Source organism: Marinobacter sp. PE14 (genome assembly GCF_053566155.1).
The window spans coordinates 519,952-533,922 of the sequence record NZ_JBQXNY010000004.1 but is presented as its reverse complement, the minus strand read 5'-3'; the positions used below and the strand labels follow the sequence as shown (position 1 = coordinate 533,922).

Here is a 13,971-nt window from a genome sequence, read left to right as displayed (position 1 = left end):
CACCCACCCAGTCCCAGAATTCGAAGATGCTGTCCTCGCGGATGCCGAATTCCGTCGCTGCCTTGATGTTGGTCGAAACCGCCACAAAATGCTGGCCCATGTCGGCTGTGGTGCTCTGGGTCTGCTCCTGGAACCAGCGCTTGGCGCTGTTGGCGTTCAGCAGAGTTTCCTGAGTGGAGAAGGTCTTTGTCGAAACGACGAACAGCGTGGTTTCCGGATTCAGCCCTTTCAGCACCTTCTTCAGGTGCCGGCCGTCGACGTTGGAAATGAAGTGAACGCTGAGGTCCGGGTGCTGATAATCAAGCAGCGCCCGGCACACCATGCTGGGTCCAAGATCCGAGCCGCCGATGCCGATATTCACAACGTCGCGGATGCGCTTGCCGGTGTAGCCCAGCCATTGCCCGCTCCTGACCTGCTCGGTAAAGGATTTAAGCTTTTCCAGGCTGGCCCGGACATCCGGCATTACGTCGCGGCCATTGACCACAATCGGCTTATCACCGAAGTTCCGCAAAGCGATGTGCAACACCGGGCGCTCTTCGGTGACGTTGATGGCCTCTCCGGAAAACATCTGTTCCCGACGCCGCTGCAGCGGCGAGTGTTTGGCCATTTCCAGCAGCGCGTCCATCACCCGCGGCGAAATTTTGTTCTTGGAGTAGTCCAGAAACAGCTCGCCCACACGCAGACTCATCTTATCGAAACGATCCGGATCGGCTTTGAAATAATCCGCGATCCAATCGTTCCCGGTCTCATTAGCGAGTTGTTCAAGCTTGCTCCAGGACATGGATGTGCCCAGTGGGTTCATATCTGTGCTCCCTGATACTTCAGGCGTCTTGAAGTGACTGAAGGCCTGCAAAAACACCGTTGGTTTCCAGCTTGTCGAGTGCCGCATCAAAGGCCTCTTCAAAGTCGCTGGAGCTGGCGAGCGTGGTACCGAAAATATCCGCCATTCCCAGGAATTCCGGGGTCAGATTGGCCCGGTCCTCAACAGCGGATTTCAGCCGCGCAGCCATCGGATCGTTAATCTCGTGGTGCTGGCCATGCTCATCCTGGCCTCGGAGGTAACGCGCCCAGCTGGCAATGATCATGGCCACCCGTGACAGCGGTCGGCCTTCGTTCACCAGCGTCTGAACCGTCGGCACCAAAAACTTTGGAATCTTACTGGAGCCATCCATACAAAGGCGGGCCAACTGATCGCCCATTTGAGGATTGGAGAAGCGCTCGATCAGGGTCTGCTTATAGGCCGGAATATCGATGCCGGAGATTTCGCCCAGGATCGGCGTTACGTCCTCGTCCATAAAGCTGCGGATAAAGTAACTGAACCGCTCATCGGCCATCACCTCGTGGGTGTAACGATAACCGGCCAGATACCCGAGATACGCCATAGCCGAGTGGCTGGCATTCAGCAGGCGAATTTTCATGCGTTCGTACGGTGCCACGTTATCCGTGAACTGAACGCCGACCTTTTCCCACTCAGGGCGACCGTTACAGAAATCATCCTCGAGCACCCATTGGTAAAAGGGCTCACAGATTACTGGCCAGCCGTCTTCGAGATCGTAATTCGCCGTCAGCCACTGGCGGTGTTTGTCGTTCGTTCCCGGTGTGATGCGGTCAACCATACTACTAGGGAAGCTGACCTTGGCATCAATCCAGCTTGCCAGCTCAGCATCCCTGAGGTTGGCAAAAGCCAGCAAGGCTGAACGTGCAACGTGGCCATTCTCGGGCAGATTGTCGCAAGACATCACCGTGAACGGGGGCAGATTGCGCGCGCGGCGCCGGTCCAGTGCTTCGCTCAGGTAACCGAACACGGTTCGCGGCTGCTGGGGATTTTCCAGGTCGTGCAGGATGTCCGGATGGCTTTCGTTAAAGCGACCGGTATTGTCGTCTACGTTATAGCCACCCTCGGTGATGGTCATTGAAACAATTTTCACCTGCGGGCTCGCCAGTTTTTCGATCACGGCGTCCTGCTCCTCAGGCGCAAACAGGAAATCCGTGATGGAGCCAATCACGCTCAGTACGTTGGTATTGTCGGCGCCCAGTTCGATCAGGGTGTAGAGGTGGTCCTGCTCGGATAGCACCTGCTGCATGGCTCGATCACCTTCACGCAGCCCAACACCGCAGATCGACCAATCCGCGCTGCCGCCGGCCTGCAACAACTGGTGGGTGTAAACCGCTTCATGGGCGCGGTGGAATCCGCCTACGCCGATGTGAACGATACCGTGCCAGAGGTTAGCCCGGTCATAGGCAGGCACGGACACCTCGGGACTCAGTTGGCCCAATGTGGAGTTATTCAATTTCATAGTAGGTCACGCTGCCATTCGGCTGGGTTTCTGAATGGCGTTGCCCTGTTCATCGAACAAGTGGCACTCATCCACGTGCAGGCGTAAACCGATGCGATCACCGTAGTTACAGGCAAAGTTGCCCGGCATACGGACAGTCAGCGTCTCCTGACCATCGGTCTTCACATAGCAATAGGTATCGCTGCCCAGGCTCTCGGCAATGTCCATGTATCCAGTCAGTGAACTCTCGCCGGGTTCGACCAGATCAAGGTTCTCTGGCCGAACCCCAACGGTGACAGCACTGCCCTTGCGCAGATGTTCACTGGCCGCCGGCAAGGTCACAGACGCACCGAAATTCAGCTCAACCGTCACGCTGGAGGCGTCGATTGCGGTCACGTTGCCCGGCAGGAAGCTCATCTTGGGCATGCCGAGGAAGCCTGCCACAAAACGGTTGGCGGGGTTGCGATACAGCTCCAGGGGCGTACCCACCTGCTCTATCTGGCCCTGGTTCAATACCACAACCTTGTCAGCCAGAGTCATGGCTTCAACCTGGTCGTGGGTGACGTAAATCATGGTGGCGTTCAGATCGTGGTGAAGCCGAGCCAGCTCCAGACGCATCTGCACCCGCAGGGCGGCATCCAGGTTGGATAGTGGCTCATCGAACAGAAACACTTTAGGCTGGCGCACAATGGCACGGCCAATGGCCACCCGCTGGCGCTGACCACCAGACAGTTCTTTCGGCTTGCGCTCGAGCAGAGGCTCCAGTTCCAGAATTCGGGCAGCCTCGGCTACCTTGGTGCTGATGACATCTTTGTTTTCTTTCGCCAGCTCCAGTGCAAAAGACATGTTTTTACGCACGGACATATGGGGGTACAAGGCGTAGCTCTGGAATACCATGGCCAGATCCCGTTTGGCCGGGGCCAGGTCGGTGATTTCTTTGTGGTCCAGCATAATGTGGCCGCTGGTGACTTCCTCCAGCCCGGCAATGGACCGCAGCAGTGTGGACTTGCCGCAGCCTGACGGCCCAACAAACACCACAAATTCGTTGTCTTTGATCTCAAGGTCGATGCCCTTGAGAATTTCTGTATCCCCGAAGGATTTCTTGAGGTTCTTTATTGTTAAGTTAGCCATGGGAAAACTCCGTTATTTGACGGCGCCAAAGGACAAGCCGCGAACCAGCTGTTTCTGGCTGATCCAGCCAAAGATTAGGATTGGGGCACAGGCCAGTGTCGATACGGCTGACAACTTGGCCCAGAACAAGCCTTCAGGGCTTGAGTAAGATGCGATCAAAGCCGTCAACGGGGCCGCCTCCGAGGCTGTGAGATTGAGCGACCAGAACGCCTCGTTCCAACTCAGAATGAGTGACAGCAGCACCGTCGCGGCCAGACCGCCCTTACTCATGGGCAGGAGCACTCGCCAGATCTCCTGGAACAGCGTGGAACCATCCATTCGAGCTGCCTCAAGCACCTCTTTGGGTATCTCTTTGAAATAGGTGTAAGCCATCCAGATCATGATCGGCAGGTTGATCAAGGTGTAGATGATTACCAGTCCGGTTTTGGTATCGAGCAAGCCGGTGTCCTTGAACAGCAGGTAAATCGGCACCAGCACGCCAACCGGCGGCAGCATTTTGGTGGAGAGCATCCACAGCAATGTTCCTTTAGTACGCTTGGTCTCAAAAAAGGCCATGGAATAGGCGGCGGGTACGGCGAGCATCATTCCGATGATCGTGGATCCGAAAGACACCACCACCGAATTCCAGGCAAAGTGCAGATAGTCACTGCGTTCGTTAACCAGCGTGTAATTCTCTAAAGTTGGCGAGAAGAACAATTGCGGCGGTGTGGCGAAGGCATCGATTTCTGTTTTGAAGCTGGTCAGCAGCATCCAGAAAATCGGGAAGAAGATGGCCAGCGCCACACCCCACGCCAACAGCCCCATAAGCAGGGTGTTAAGGCTACGTCGTTGTTTCAGGGTCAGCATTTTGTAACCTCCAGGAATCATTGTTTTTCTGTCAGGCTTTTACCGATCAGCCGCACCAGGAAGAAGGCCGCAATGTTGGCCAGCACAACAGCGATCAGGCCACCCGCTGAGGCCAGTCCAACGTCGAACTGCAGCAACGCCTGGCTGTAGATGAGGTACGCCAGGTTGGTGGTCTCGTAGCCTGGTCCACCGCCCGTTGTCGTGAAGATCTCCGCAAAGATCGACAACAGAAAAATGGTTTCGATCATCACCACCACCGCGATCGGACGAGCAAGGTGGGGCAAAGTGAGGTGGAAGAACAGGGCCAAGGGACCAGCGCCATCAAGTCGGGCCGCTTCCTGCTGTTCCTGATCCAGCGACTGCAATGCGGTCATAAGCAGCAGGATGGCAAACGGCAGCCACTGCCATGACACGATCATGATGATCGAGAACAACGGAAACTCGGAAAACCAGTCGATCGGCGTGGCGCCAAAAAACTTCCAGATGGCCGCAAAAACGCCGGATACCGGATGCAGCAGCAGGTTCTTCCAGATCAGCGCGTTCACGGTCGGCATTATAAAGAACGGGGATATGAGGAGAATTCGGACGACGCCCCGCCCCCAGAATGCCTGGTTAACAAGCAGCGAAATCAGTACACCCAGAACCACCGTAATTAACAGCACCGAACCGACCAACAGCAGGGTGTTGCTCATCCCGGCCATAAAGCCGAAATCGGTGACGAAGAACTGGAAGTTTTCCAGGCCCACAAATTCGTTATCGCCGGGGTACAGCAGGTTATAGCGAATCAGTGAAAAGTAGATGGTCATCGACAGCGGAATCACCATCCACAACGCCAGGACAATCACCGACGGCGACACCATGAAACGATTGATGCGGGAGGTTTTTCTACTACCTCCCTGGCGGCTGTCCTGTTCGGGTTCCGCGGCGGAGTTTGCGGGACCTGCATTCAGTGCGGTTGATTTCATAGCGGTTCTCCGGTGACCCCACGAAGGAACCGCCGAAGCAGCCCCTGCGTCAGGCCAATATTTTTTTGTCTTGGCCGGGTGTTCAGTTGGAGTAATAGCGGGCGCGCGTCATCTCACGAAGGGTGATAGATTGCGCTGCCTTCAGTGCGTGATCGACCGACATCGACCCTGCCAGGGCACCCGAGATCAGCTTGCCGACCTGGGTTGCGATCGACTGAAACTCAGGGATGGCCGCAAACTGAACGCCCACATAGGGGGACGGATTCAACGTGGAATCGTTGGGGTCGGCATTGCCGATTGCTTCGAGGGTTCGGGTCGCAAACGGCGCAGCCTCCAGGTATTCAACGTTGTTGTAGGTAGAGGTGCGTGTGCCGGGCGGCACATTGGCAATGCCATAGGTTTCTTCAACCAGTTGGCTGTATGCCCGCGAGGTTGCCCAGGTGATAAAGGTCTTGGCCGCTTCCTTGGCGTCTGAACTCACCGGAACCGCCAGGGCCCATGACCACAACCAACCTGAACCTTTCGAGGTTACCTGCTGCGGCGCCAAGGCAAAGCCGATCTGGTCAGCCACCCTGCTTTGCGTTTCGTCGGTCAGGAAAGCACCGGCCACCGTAGCATCTACCCACATGGCGCATTTGCCACTGTTGAACAGCGCCAGGTTTTCATTGAAACCGTTGGAACTGGCTCCGGGAGGGCCGTAGTTGCCGAGCAGGTCAACGTAGAAGCTAATGGCGTTCTGCCACTCAGCCCCGGTGAATTCAGGCTTCCAGTTTTCATCAAACCAGCGAGCACCAAACGCATTAGCCATGGTGGTGATCAGAGCCATGTTTTCGCCCCACCCTGCCTTACCGCGCAGGCAGATACCGTACTGCTCTTCTTCCGGCTTATGGAGTTGCTCGGCAAAGGACTTCATCTGATCCCAGGAAGGCTGGTCAGGCATGCTTAGGCCATTGGCCTCGAACAGATCCTTGCGGTAAAACGTCATTGAGCTTTCGGCGTAGAACGGCAGCGCATACAGCTTGCCATCGGAGGACAACCCACCAAGAACTGACGGGAAAATGTCCGCCATATCATAGTCGGCGGGCAGATCCTTCATAGGCGTCAGCCAACCCTTTTCACCCCAGATCGGCGCCTCGTACATACCAATGGTCATCACATCGAATTGGCCGCCGTCTGTGGCGATATCGGTAGTCAGTCGCTGCCTTAGGACATTTTCCTCAAGCACTACCCAGTCCAGATCGATGTTTGGATGAAGCTTTTCGAATTCCTCGGAGAGGCCCTGCATGCGAACCATGTCGCCGTTATTCACAGTGCCAATAGTTACTTTGGTGGCAGCCATTGCGGAGGACGCAACCGCGGTCATGCCAACGGCCATAACAGCGGAAAGATATCGTTGGTTGTTCATGCTCGAACCTCTGTTTGTTTTTGGAGTAGGTCGATCAAAATGCTCTGTTATCGTGGAGCTTTTTACTGTAGACCCGCCATACGCACCACGTGTGTGCACGGCTTGTCGCATGAGCCAATTACACGCTGTATGTGCAAACCGGACAAATACGTACCTTGTCATTTTTCTATACTTTTTTGCTGTCAATGACTCCCCTTCACTACTAGTGCTGCACCTCAGTGGGGCCCAAATCGCGCCCAAATGAAGCCCCTCAGGGAGATCGGCCGCAAAAAGTGGCGAAACAAGTATCACCAGAAAGTATTATTCAGGAAGGGCCCGCTGACCAAAAAAGGCGGAAAAATAGAAGTGTTCAGCTCTGGTACAGGGCATCCAGGGAGGTTTTTCGATATTCCGATGGCGTCATCTTCTTCACGTCGTAAAAGCGACGGTTGAAGTTAGCGATGTTGTTGAAGCCCACCAAAAAACAGATTTCGGTGATCGGTTCATCGCTGTGAGCCAGGTGCTCGCAGGCTTTGTTTATTCGGAGGCTGTTAATGAACTCAATGAACCGATGGCCCGTGGCTTTCTTGAAGAACTTCGAGAAATAGGTAGGGCTGACGTTCACATGAGCCGCCACTTCCTCGAGCGAAATACCGGTGTGGTAGTGCTCGAAAATAAGATCCAAAGCCTGATTCAGCCGGTTGAGGATTTTTTCATCGGTAATGGGCAGGTAGGTTGAAGAGGACAGTACGCGGTAGTGACTCATAGCCGCCAGGAGTTCAATCAGCGACCAGAAGCGGGTCAAACGTCGGAACCCGGTGGATTCGGCAACCTCTTCAAACAGCGAAACGGCTTTTGGTATCTCAGTTGCCTCCAGAAATTCAATACCATAGGCTGCCCGCTGCCAGAATGGCGCCAAAGCGCGAGTTTCGGGAAATACAGCCTCTCCGGCATTGATCAAATCATGGGAAAAGTTGATCACCCGGTCACGCAGTGCCACCCGCTCCCCTTTCTCAATGTGGCTGATCCAGTTATGCGGCAGGTTTGGACCGACCAGGATCAGACTGTTGGGAGAAAAGTTACCAATATAATCACCGACAAAGACCTTGCCGGAAGTCTCAGTGATAAGGTGAAGCTCGTATTCCTCGTGGTAATGCCAACGTACCAAAGGGCTCGGGTAGCCGTGATCCAAATACCGGATCGATTCATCTCCGCGCTGATCAACCCATTCGAATTCGGGTTTGATTCGTTGTTTATCAGGCCCCATTGTGCGCACCTTTGAAAACTGCCGCTGGTTATAGTGTGCATCTAGCCCCGTTTCAGGTCTAGCCTGGGGTGGGAAAATCCTGCTACGGAGAAAAGTGACTGCGTTTAATTGGATTTTGGGGACTAATGCGGGTCGACGCGAACGTTCGCTTTTGTTTAGGTACTGCCTGGGATGCGAGACGGTCGCAAAGCGAACATTCGAAGTGATGTCCAAATGTAAACGATTCGCACCTACTAAGCCGGGTTAACCAGCCTCTCAAAGCCTTCGCCAACGTTGAGCAAAGAAATCCAGAAACACCTGAATACGCGCCGACAACGTCGTATTCCGGTAATAGACCGCATTAACCAATTCCCGGGGATTCGGGCGGACTATGTAGCCATCCAACAACTCCACCAGGTCTCCCTTTTCGAGGTCATTGGCGATCATGAAGCGAGACAGGTAGGCAATTCCGTTGCCCCGCAGGCATAGCTGGCGCACTGCTTCGCCACTGCTCGCTCGAATCGTCGGGCTCATCCTCATTCCTTCTCCCAGGTGCCAGATATTTAAGGATTCCGGGGCGGTAAAACCAATAATGTCGTGTTTCTGGAGGTCGGCAGGCGCGGCACACTCACCGCGACGTTCCAGGTACTCCGGTGAGGCAACCACTGACAGCGGAGAACGACCGAGTGCCCGGGCGTGGAGAGTGGAGTCATCCAGTGCGCCGATCCGTATGGCGATGTCGATTCGACGCTCCAAGAGGTCAACGATCGTGTCGCTCGCCGTCAGTTCGAGCTCGATGTCCGGATAAGTGCTCCTGAATTCCCGTACGTGCGGAACGATCTGATGCAACAGAAACGGGTTTGCGGCATCCACCCTCAAACGCCCGGCTGGCCGTTGTTTGCGAATGGCCAGTTGCTCCTCCGCTTCTTCCAGTGCGGCCAAACCACCTCGCACCTTCTCCACAAACAAGCGCCCTTCCTCTGTCAGCCCCACTTTGCGGGTAGTTCGATTCAGAAGCGTGGTGTTCAGGGACTGTTCTAAGCGGGTAACCGCGCGGGAGACCCGGGTTACGGACACCTCCAGGTGCTCCGCTGCGCCACTGAAGCTGCCACTGTCCACCACCGAGAGCAGGAAGTTGAGATCGTCCGAACGACTTTTCATTTTCATTATCCGCAAAAGTAATTTTCAAAAAGCACTGTTTATCGCAAAAGTATGGAAGACCACACTAGGCAACGTCAATCAACTCCAATGGAGAACCGTTATGCCTATTGCACTATTCGCACTGACGTTAAGTGCTTTTGCAATTGGAACCACCGAATTCGTGATCGTCGGACTGGTTCCAACCATCGCCCAGGATCTGGGCGTTACCCTGCCTTCGGCTGGCCTCCTGGTCAGCTTGTATGCTCTGGGTGTCGCCGTTGGCGCCCCTGTACTCACCGCATTAACGGGTCGCTGGAATCGGAAATGGGTGCTGCTGTCGCTGATGAGTCTGTTCATCATTGGCAATGTGCTTGCCTGGATGGCCCCGAATTACGCTTCGCTGATGACCGCTCGAATCCTCACCGGGCTCGCTCACGGTGTGTTCTTCTCGATCGGTTCAACGATTGCCACCAGCCTGGTTTCGAAAGACAAAGAAGCCAGCGCCATAGCCATCATGTTCACCGGCCTCACGGTTGCACTGGTGACAGGCGTTCCACTGGGCACGTTTATCGGACAAACCTTCGGCTGGCGCGCTACGTTCCTGACCGTCGCTGCCCTGGGTACCATTGCACTCATTGGCAGCGCGCTACTAGTGCCAAAAAACCTGAAGAAGTCAGCGCCAGCTAAGCTTCGCCAACAGCTTGAAGTTATCACCCATCCACGACTGCTACTGGTGTACGCCATGACCGCGGTCGGCTATGGCGGTACCTTCACGGCCTTCACCTATCTGACACCCATTTTGGAGGATGTCAGCGGATTTGCGCCTGGCATGGTCAGTCTGCTGCTTCTGGTTTATGGCATCTCTGTAGCCACTGGCAACATCTGGGGCGGCAAGCTGGCTGATCGCCTCGGGCCGACCTCGGCGTTGTACATCGTTTTCGCTGGCCTGGCCGCCATCCTCTTTGTGCTCACCTTCTCTGCCTACAATCCAATTGCCGCAGTCATTACCCTGCTTGTTTGGGGCGCCTTTGCCTTCGGCAACGTACCTGGCCTTCAGGTATATGTCGTCCAGCTCGCCGAACGGTTTACGCCCCATTCCGTTGACGTTGCATCCGGATTAAACATCGCGGCCTTCAACATCGGCATTGCCGGCGGCGCCTGGCTCGGTGGACACGTGGTCGAGGATATGGGGTTGATGAACACGCCCTGGATTGGTGGGGCAATTGTACTGAGCGCCCTGCTCCTGACACGAATCTCTTCAACACTGGATAACCGCGAACCGGCTACGGCCTGAACCATCAGAGGCCTCCCGGAAGGGAGGCCCATTGAGGTGTACTATGACGCTTTCAAAGCTAACCGCCGGCCCCCTGACCATTGGGCTGGAGCTTCCGCTAGACAACGACTGGACCCAGGACGGCCAGCGTCAACGCATGCTCGACAAGCGGCCGTTTGGTGTACCGGATCTCAGCCAACATCAGTCCCTGGCCAGACTGGCCGACGAACTCGGGTTCCGGGCCTTGTGGATTCGGGATGTTCCTCTATACGACCCGTCGTTCGGCGACGCCGCCCAGGTGTTCGATCCACTGGTGTATCTGGGTTTCCTGTCCGGGATAACCCGAAACATTCTGCTTGGCACAGCGGCAGTTGTTCTCCCGCTGCGCAGCCCTTGGATTGTGCGCAAATCCTCGGCCTCGGTTCAGGCACTGAGCCAGGACCGCTTGATGCTCGGCGTGGCGAGCGGAGACCGTCCCTCGGAATACCCATTGTTTGGCGCAGACTATGAAAACCGCGGACAAGCCTTCCGGAACAGCGTGGAGACTCTGACCGGAAAACAGGACTCGCGATTGTCACCGGGCCAGGCCATTTACCGGATACCCGAACGCCACCCCTGCTGTCCGCCGGGCTATCACAACAGTCACCGGAGTGGATCGGCCAGAACATGAGCGGCTGGCTGGCGTATCCAGGAACGCCGGAGGAGCACGTGCATCGCGTCAAACTATGGCGCAACGTCGCCGGCGACAAGCCCTATGTGTCCTTTATTCACTTGGACTATCTCGACGATCCCAAAGCGCCGCGTCGACGTCATCGCTTCGGCCTTCAGACCGGAAGGGAGGGGCTGCTCCGGGAACTGAAGGAGATGCAGAGTGCTGGTGTAAACCACATTGGACTTCATTTCAGGCGCAACCACGCCCCGGTGGACGAGTCATTGCGGCTCATCGCCCAAGATGTTCTGGGGGTGTTTCATGATGCGAACTGACAGACCAATGGCCTGGGGCGTCGTGGGAAAGGACAAGCCCACCATCGCCCTGCAATGGAAAAACCTCAACTCAATACCCATACCTGGCCCCGACGACGTTGTCATCCGGAATGAATACATCGGCCTGAACCCGGTTGACTGGAAAATGATCCGGAACTGGCCAGAGAACTGGAATATCGGTCACGCACCCGGCGTTGACGGCGCAGGCACTGTGCTCAAATTGGGCGAGAACGTGAAGGGTCTTGTTCCCGGGCAAAGGGTTGCGTACCACCAAGACTTGCACCGGACCGGCAGCTTTGCCAGCCACACGGTGGTCGATAACAGGGCCCTACTGAAAGTTCCTGACATCCTGCCTCTGGTTCTGGCAGCAGCGCTGCCCTGCCCATTGATGACGGCCTGGCAGGCGATCGAAAAAGTCCCGCGTCGACCAGAGGCCGATGTTCTGATCACCGGAGCCGGCGGCATGGTTGGCCGATTTCTCGTTCAGCTGGCAGCGCAGCGGGGCTACCGGGTGACGGCCATGGCCTCGGCCCGGCACCACAAGACGCTTCGTCAGTTGGGAGCCGAAACTGTGATCGCCTGGGAACCCAATTCTTCTCAAAGCCAGTTCTTCGCCGTGTTCGACACCGTCAACGCGCAGCATGCTGCGTCGATGGCCGACTTGATTGAGGCCAATGGCCACCTGGTTTGTATTCAGGATCGTTTGGAGACACCTCCGGTGCCACCCTTTGACAAAGCCTTGTCTCTGCATGAGGTGGCTCTGAACGCGCTGTTTCGCGTCGGCACCGAGCGCCAATGGGCCCAGTTCCGTCAAGCCGGAGAGGACCTTCTCACAATGGTGGCTCGTGAAAACCTGCTCGCCCCGGAACCACGCATCGAACCCATCACAGCGCTACCAGAAGCGCTGGAGGCAACCACAACCCGGGACCGTCCGCTCAAGACGGTCATCGACGTCCGCTATTTTGCAAACCAGGAGTAAAATATGAGAACCGCTATCCCTAATCCCGGTCTTGGAACCTTCCGCCTAAAAGGCGAAGCTCTGAAATCCGCTGTTACTGAGTCGCTTGACCTTGGGTACCAGCACATCGACACCGCTCAGATCTACGAAAACGAAGATGAAGTTGGGAACCTGCTTTCTGCCTCGGGAATTGATCGGTCGGATCTGTTCATCACCACCAAGGTCTGGTACGAAAATTTGGCACGGGACAAGTTCATTCCCAGTGTGCGCGAGAGCCTTACCAAATTGAGGACAGACTACGTCGATCTATTGCTGATCCACTGGCCATCGCCGGATGAGGAAGTCCCGATGCAGGAGTACATCGCCGAACTGGTCGAAGCCAAGAAACAGGGTCTTGCGAGAGAGATCGGAATTTCCAACTTCACCATCGAACAGATCAGACGTGCTATCGGCATTGCCGGAAAGGGCGAGATTTTGACTAACCAGGTGGAGGTCCATCCTTTCCTACAGAATGACGCGGTAGTCGAGTTCTGCCAACGAAATGGCATTGAAGTAACGGGTTTCATGCCATTGGCAGTCGGCAAGGTTCTGGAAGACGACATCCTGCACAGAATTGCTGAAAGCCATAACGCAAGAATTCCAGAAGTGGTGCTTGCATGGTTGAGACAAAGGGATATTGTGGCGATTCCCTCATCTACCAAACGAGCGCATCTGGCATCGAATCTGAAGGGGATGGAATTGGTTTTATCTGAAAAGGAACTTTCTGAAATAGCAACGTTGGATAGCAATCATCGAATAGCAGATCCGGACTTTGCGCCAAACTGGGACCAATAGAATCAGTGGTGAACAGCGACCATGAACGCTTATTTTTGCATGGTCGCTGATTTCTGTAGTGGCGAGAATATTCGATTTTATTCGGAACGGGCAGAGCCCATATACAGTTCCTTCAGCATGCGAGCCAATGGAACTGCCCACACCCCACCTGCTACTTCTTAACCGAAAAGTCCATTTTTTGATTCGCAAGCTTTTCAGGCTTTCCGGTCCAGGCGTATGCAAGCAAAGTTGGCTCGAAATCACCCGTTGTCATCCGGTGCGCCCTTTTCGGAGGATTGAATAGCAGCGAGCCCGGCGAGAAAACGCTGTAGTTGCTGTCTGAAATCGACCCACTGATGCAAATGTAGGACTCACTGATTCCATCGTGGCTGTGCTCTGGGTATGTGCATTTGGGTGCGAACAGCACGACTCCCAGAATCAGATTTTCGCTGATAACTGGACCGTTCGGGCCGAGCAGTTCAGCGTACGCGTATTTTCGAGCCAATCCGGGACGCATGCGCTCATAGCCATATCTCCACGTCAGTTGCTCCTGCACACGCATTAACGCTCTAGCCAAAGGCGCAGTGCGCTCGTTTAAGCCCTGATCAATCGCTCGATTGAACCAAGCGCATACCGGCAAGTGATTGGGTTGGTCAAAAGCAACTGTGGGGTTCTTTTCCAGCTCGGCGTTCAGCCTGTTACGCACCTCCTTTAGGTGAGAACGTATCGTCGGGTTTCCGCCGGCTGAACCAAACCGATAAAGTAGCCAGAACTCACGAAGCAGATATTGCCAGTCGACTTGATCAGAAAGCTTACCCACCCTTTCTCCCTGAAGTTAGGAATTTGCAAAAACAGAACTACTGTAAACATTCAAATTGAGGCGACATATCCGAGGATTCCTCGACCCTTACACCGGCTTATTGTCCAACGGATTGGGGCCGCCTCAGGCTTGACG

The 13,971-nt window shown here is 55.3% G+C and carries 13 protein-coding genes and 1 pseudogene; 5 read left to right on the top strand and 9 right to left on the bottom strand.

From position 1 onward, the window contains the following. From pgi to ACWJ62_RS16030, 8 genes and pseudogenes are all read right to left on the bottom strand, one after another. Window positions 1-802, bottom strand: a pseudogene (pgi, locus tag ACWJ62_RS16065) (glucose-6-phosphate isomerase); the annotation flags it as partial. Window positions 803-821: 19 nt separating this feature from the next. Next, window positions 822-2,297 (bottom strand): mannitol dehydrogenase family protein, encoded by a 1,476-nt coding sequence (locus ACWJ62_RS16060; protein WP_449287091.1) that lies wholly within the window; start codon window positions 2,295-2,297, stop codon window positions 822-824. A 6-nt stretch (window positions 2,298-2,303) separates the two neighbouring features. Continuing rightward, window positions 2,304-3,407 carry an ABC transporter ATP-binding protein gene (locus tag ACWJ62_RS16055; RefSeq protein ID WP_449287090.1) on the bottom strand — a complete coding sequence of 368 codons (1,104 nt, stop codon included), beginning with the start codon at window positions 3,405-3,407 and terminating at the stop codon, window positions 2,304-2,306. 12 nt (window positions 3,408-3,419) lie between these two features. Next, complete coding sequence (locus tag ACWJ62_RS16050; RefSeq protein WP_449287089.1) at window positions 3,420-4,253, bottom strand: carbohydrate ABC transporter permease; 834 nt, start codon at window positions 4,251-4,253, stop codon at window positions 3,420-3,422. A 17-nt stretch (window positions 4,254-4,270) separates the two neighbouring features. Next, window positions 4,271-5,218 (bottom strand): carbohydrate ABC transporter permease, encoded by a 948-nt coding sequence (locus ACWJ62_RS16045; protein ID WP_449287088.1) that lies wholly within the window; start codon window positions 5,216-5,218, stop codon window positions 4,271-4,273. A gap of 82 nt (window positions 5,219-5,300) precedes the next feature. Continuing rightward, window positions 5,301-6,593, bottom strand: coding sequence for an ABC transporter substrate-binding protein (locus tag ACWJ62_RS16040; protein ID WP_449287104.1), 1,293 nt, complete (start codon window positions 6,591-6,593; stop codon window positions 5,301-5,303). A gap of 379 nt (window positions 6,594-6,972) precedes the next feature. After that, entirely contained in the window at window positions 6,973-7,869 is an 897-nt protein-coding gene (locus ACWJ62_RS16035; protein WP_449287103.1) for an AraC family transcriptional regulator, read from the bottom strand. Between the two features lie 255 nt (window positions 7,870-8,124). Further along, window positions 8,125-9,009 carry a LysR family transcriptional regulator gene (locus ACWJ62_RS16030; protein ID WP_449287087.1) on the bottom strand — a complete coding sequence of 295 codons (885 nt, stop codon included), beginning with the start codon at window positions 9,007-9,009 and terminating at the stop codon, window positions 8,125-8,127. Window positions 9,010-9,109: 100 nt separating this feature from the next. Here ACWJ62_RS16030 and ACWJ62_RS16025 point away from each other — a divergent pair, with 100 nt between their 5' ends. From ACWJ62_RS16025 to dkgB, 5 genes are read left to right on the top strand one after another with little or no spacing between them, the layout of a single operon-like run. Then, the gene (locus tag ACWJ62_RS16025; RefSeq protein ID WP_449287086.1) at window positions 9,110-10,282 is read left to right on the top strand and encodes an MFS transporter; all 1,173 of its coding nucleotides are present in this window, start codon (window positions 9,110-9,112) and stop codon (window positions 10,280-10,282) included. A gap of 43 nt (window positions 10,283-10,325) precedes the next feature. After that, complete coding sequence (locus ACWJ62_RS16020; RefSeq protein ID WP_449287085.1) at window positions 10,326-10,931, top strand: LLM class flavin-dependent oxidoreductase; 606 nt, start codon at window positions 10,326-10,328, stop codon at window positions 10,929-10,931. Next, window positions 10,928-11,245: a hypothetical protein gene (locus ACWJ62_RS16015; RefSeq protein ID WP_449287084.1), complete on the top strand. Its 318-nt coding sequence runs from the start codon at window positions 10,928-10,930 to the stop codon at window positions 11,243-11,245. The genes ACWJ62_RS16020 and ACWJ62_RS16015 overlap by 4 nt, the downstream gene beginning before the upstream one ends. After that, window positions 11,232-12,224, top strand: a complete 993-nt coding sequence (locus ACWJ62_RS16010) for a zinc-binding dehydrogenase (protein ID WP_449287083.1) — start codon at window positions 11,232-11,234, stop codon at window positions 12,222-12,224. Before ACWJ62_RS16015 ends, ACWJ62_RS16010 begins: the two co-directional genes overlap by 14 nt. A 3-nt stretch (window positions 12,225-12,227) precedes the next feature. Beyond that, complete coding sequence (gene dkgB, locus ACWJ62_RS16005) at window positions 12,228-13,037, top strand: 2,5-didehydrogluconate reductase DkgB (RefSeq protein WP_449287082.1); 810 nt, start codon at window positions 12,228-12,230, stop codon at window positions 13,035-13,037. 151 nt (window positions 13,038-13,188) lie between these two features. On the opposite strand, the gene ACWJ62_RS16000 is transcribed toward dkgB, so the two are convergent. Beyond that, entirely contained in the window at window positions 13,189-13,836 is a 648-nt protein-coding gene (locus ACWJ62_RS16000) for a dimethylsulfonioproprionate lyase family protein (RefSeq protein ID WP_449287081.1), read from the bottom strand. Between the last annotated feature and the right edge of the window lie 135 nt (window positions 13,837-13,971).

Excerpts from the sequence above, each read along its gene's own strand:
- ACWJ62_RS16055 (WP_449287090.1), bottom strand. The coding sequence starts at position 3,407 with ATGGCTAACTTAACAATAAAGAACCTCAAGAAATCCTTCGGGGATACA.
- ACWJ62_RS16050 (WP_449287089.1), bottom strand. The coding sequence starts at position 4,253 with ATGCTGACCCTGAAACAACGACGTAGCCTTAACACCCTGCTTATGGGG.
- ACWJ62_RS16040 (WP_449287104.1), bottom strand. The coding sequence starts at position 6,593 with ATGGCCGTTGGCATGACCGCGGTTGCGTCCTCCGCAATGGCTGCCACC.
- ACWJ62_RS16035 (WP_449287103.1), bottom strand. The coding sequence starts at position 7,869 with ATGGGGCCTGATAAACAACGAATCAAACCCGAATTCGAATGGGTTGAT.
- ACWJ62_RS16015 (WP_449287084.1), top strand. The coding sequence starts at position 10,928 with ATGAGCGGCTGGCTGGCGTATCCAGGAACGCCGGAGGAGCACGTGCAT.
- ACWJ62_RS16020 (WP_449287085.1), top strand. The coding sequence starts at position 10,326 with ATGACGCTTTCAAAGCTAACCGCCGGCCCCCTGACCATTGGGCTGGAG.
- dkgB (WP_449287082.1), top strand. The coding sequence starts at position 12,228 with ATGAGAACCGCTATCCCTAATCCCGGTCTTGGAACCTTCCGCCTAAAA.
- ACWJ62_RS16025 (WP_449287086.1), top strand. The coding sequence starts at position 9,110 with ATGCCTATTGCACTATTCGCACTGACGTTAAGTGCTTTTGCAATTGGA.
- ACWJ62_RS16030 (WP_449287087.1), bottom strand. The coding sequence starts at position 9,009 with ATGAAAAGTCGTTCGGACGATCTCAACTTCCTGCTCTCGGTGGTGGAC.
- ACWJ62_RS16010 (WP_449287083.1), top strand. The coding sequence starts at position 11,232 with ATGATGCGAACTGACAGACCAATGGCCTGGGGCGTCGTGGGAAAGGAC.
- ACWJ62_RS16060 (WP_449287091.1), bottom strand. The coding sequence starts at position 2,297 with ATGAAATTGAATAACTCCACATTGGGCCAACTGAGTCCCGAGGTGTCC.
- ACWJ62_RS16045 (WP_449287088.1), bottom strand. The coding sequence starts at position 5,218 with ATGAAATCAACCGCACTGAATGCAGGTCCCGCAAACTCCGCCGCGGAA.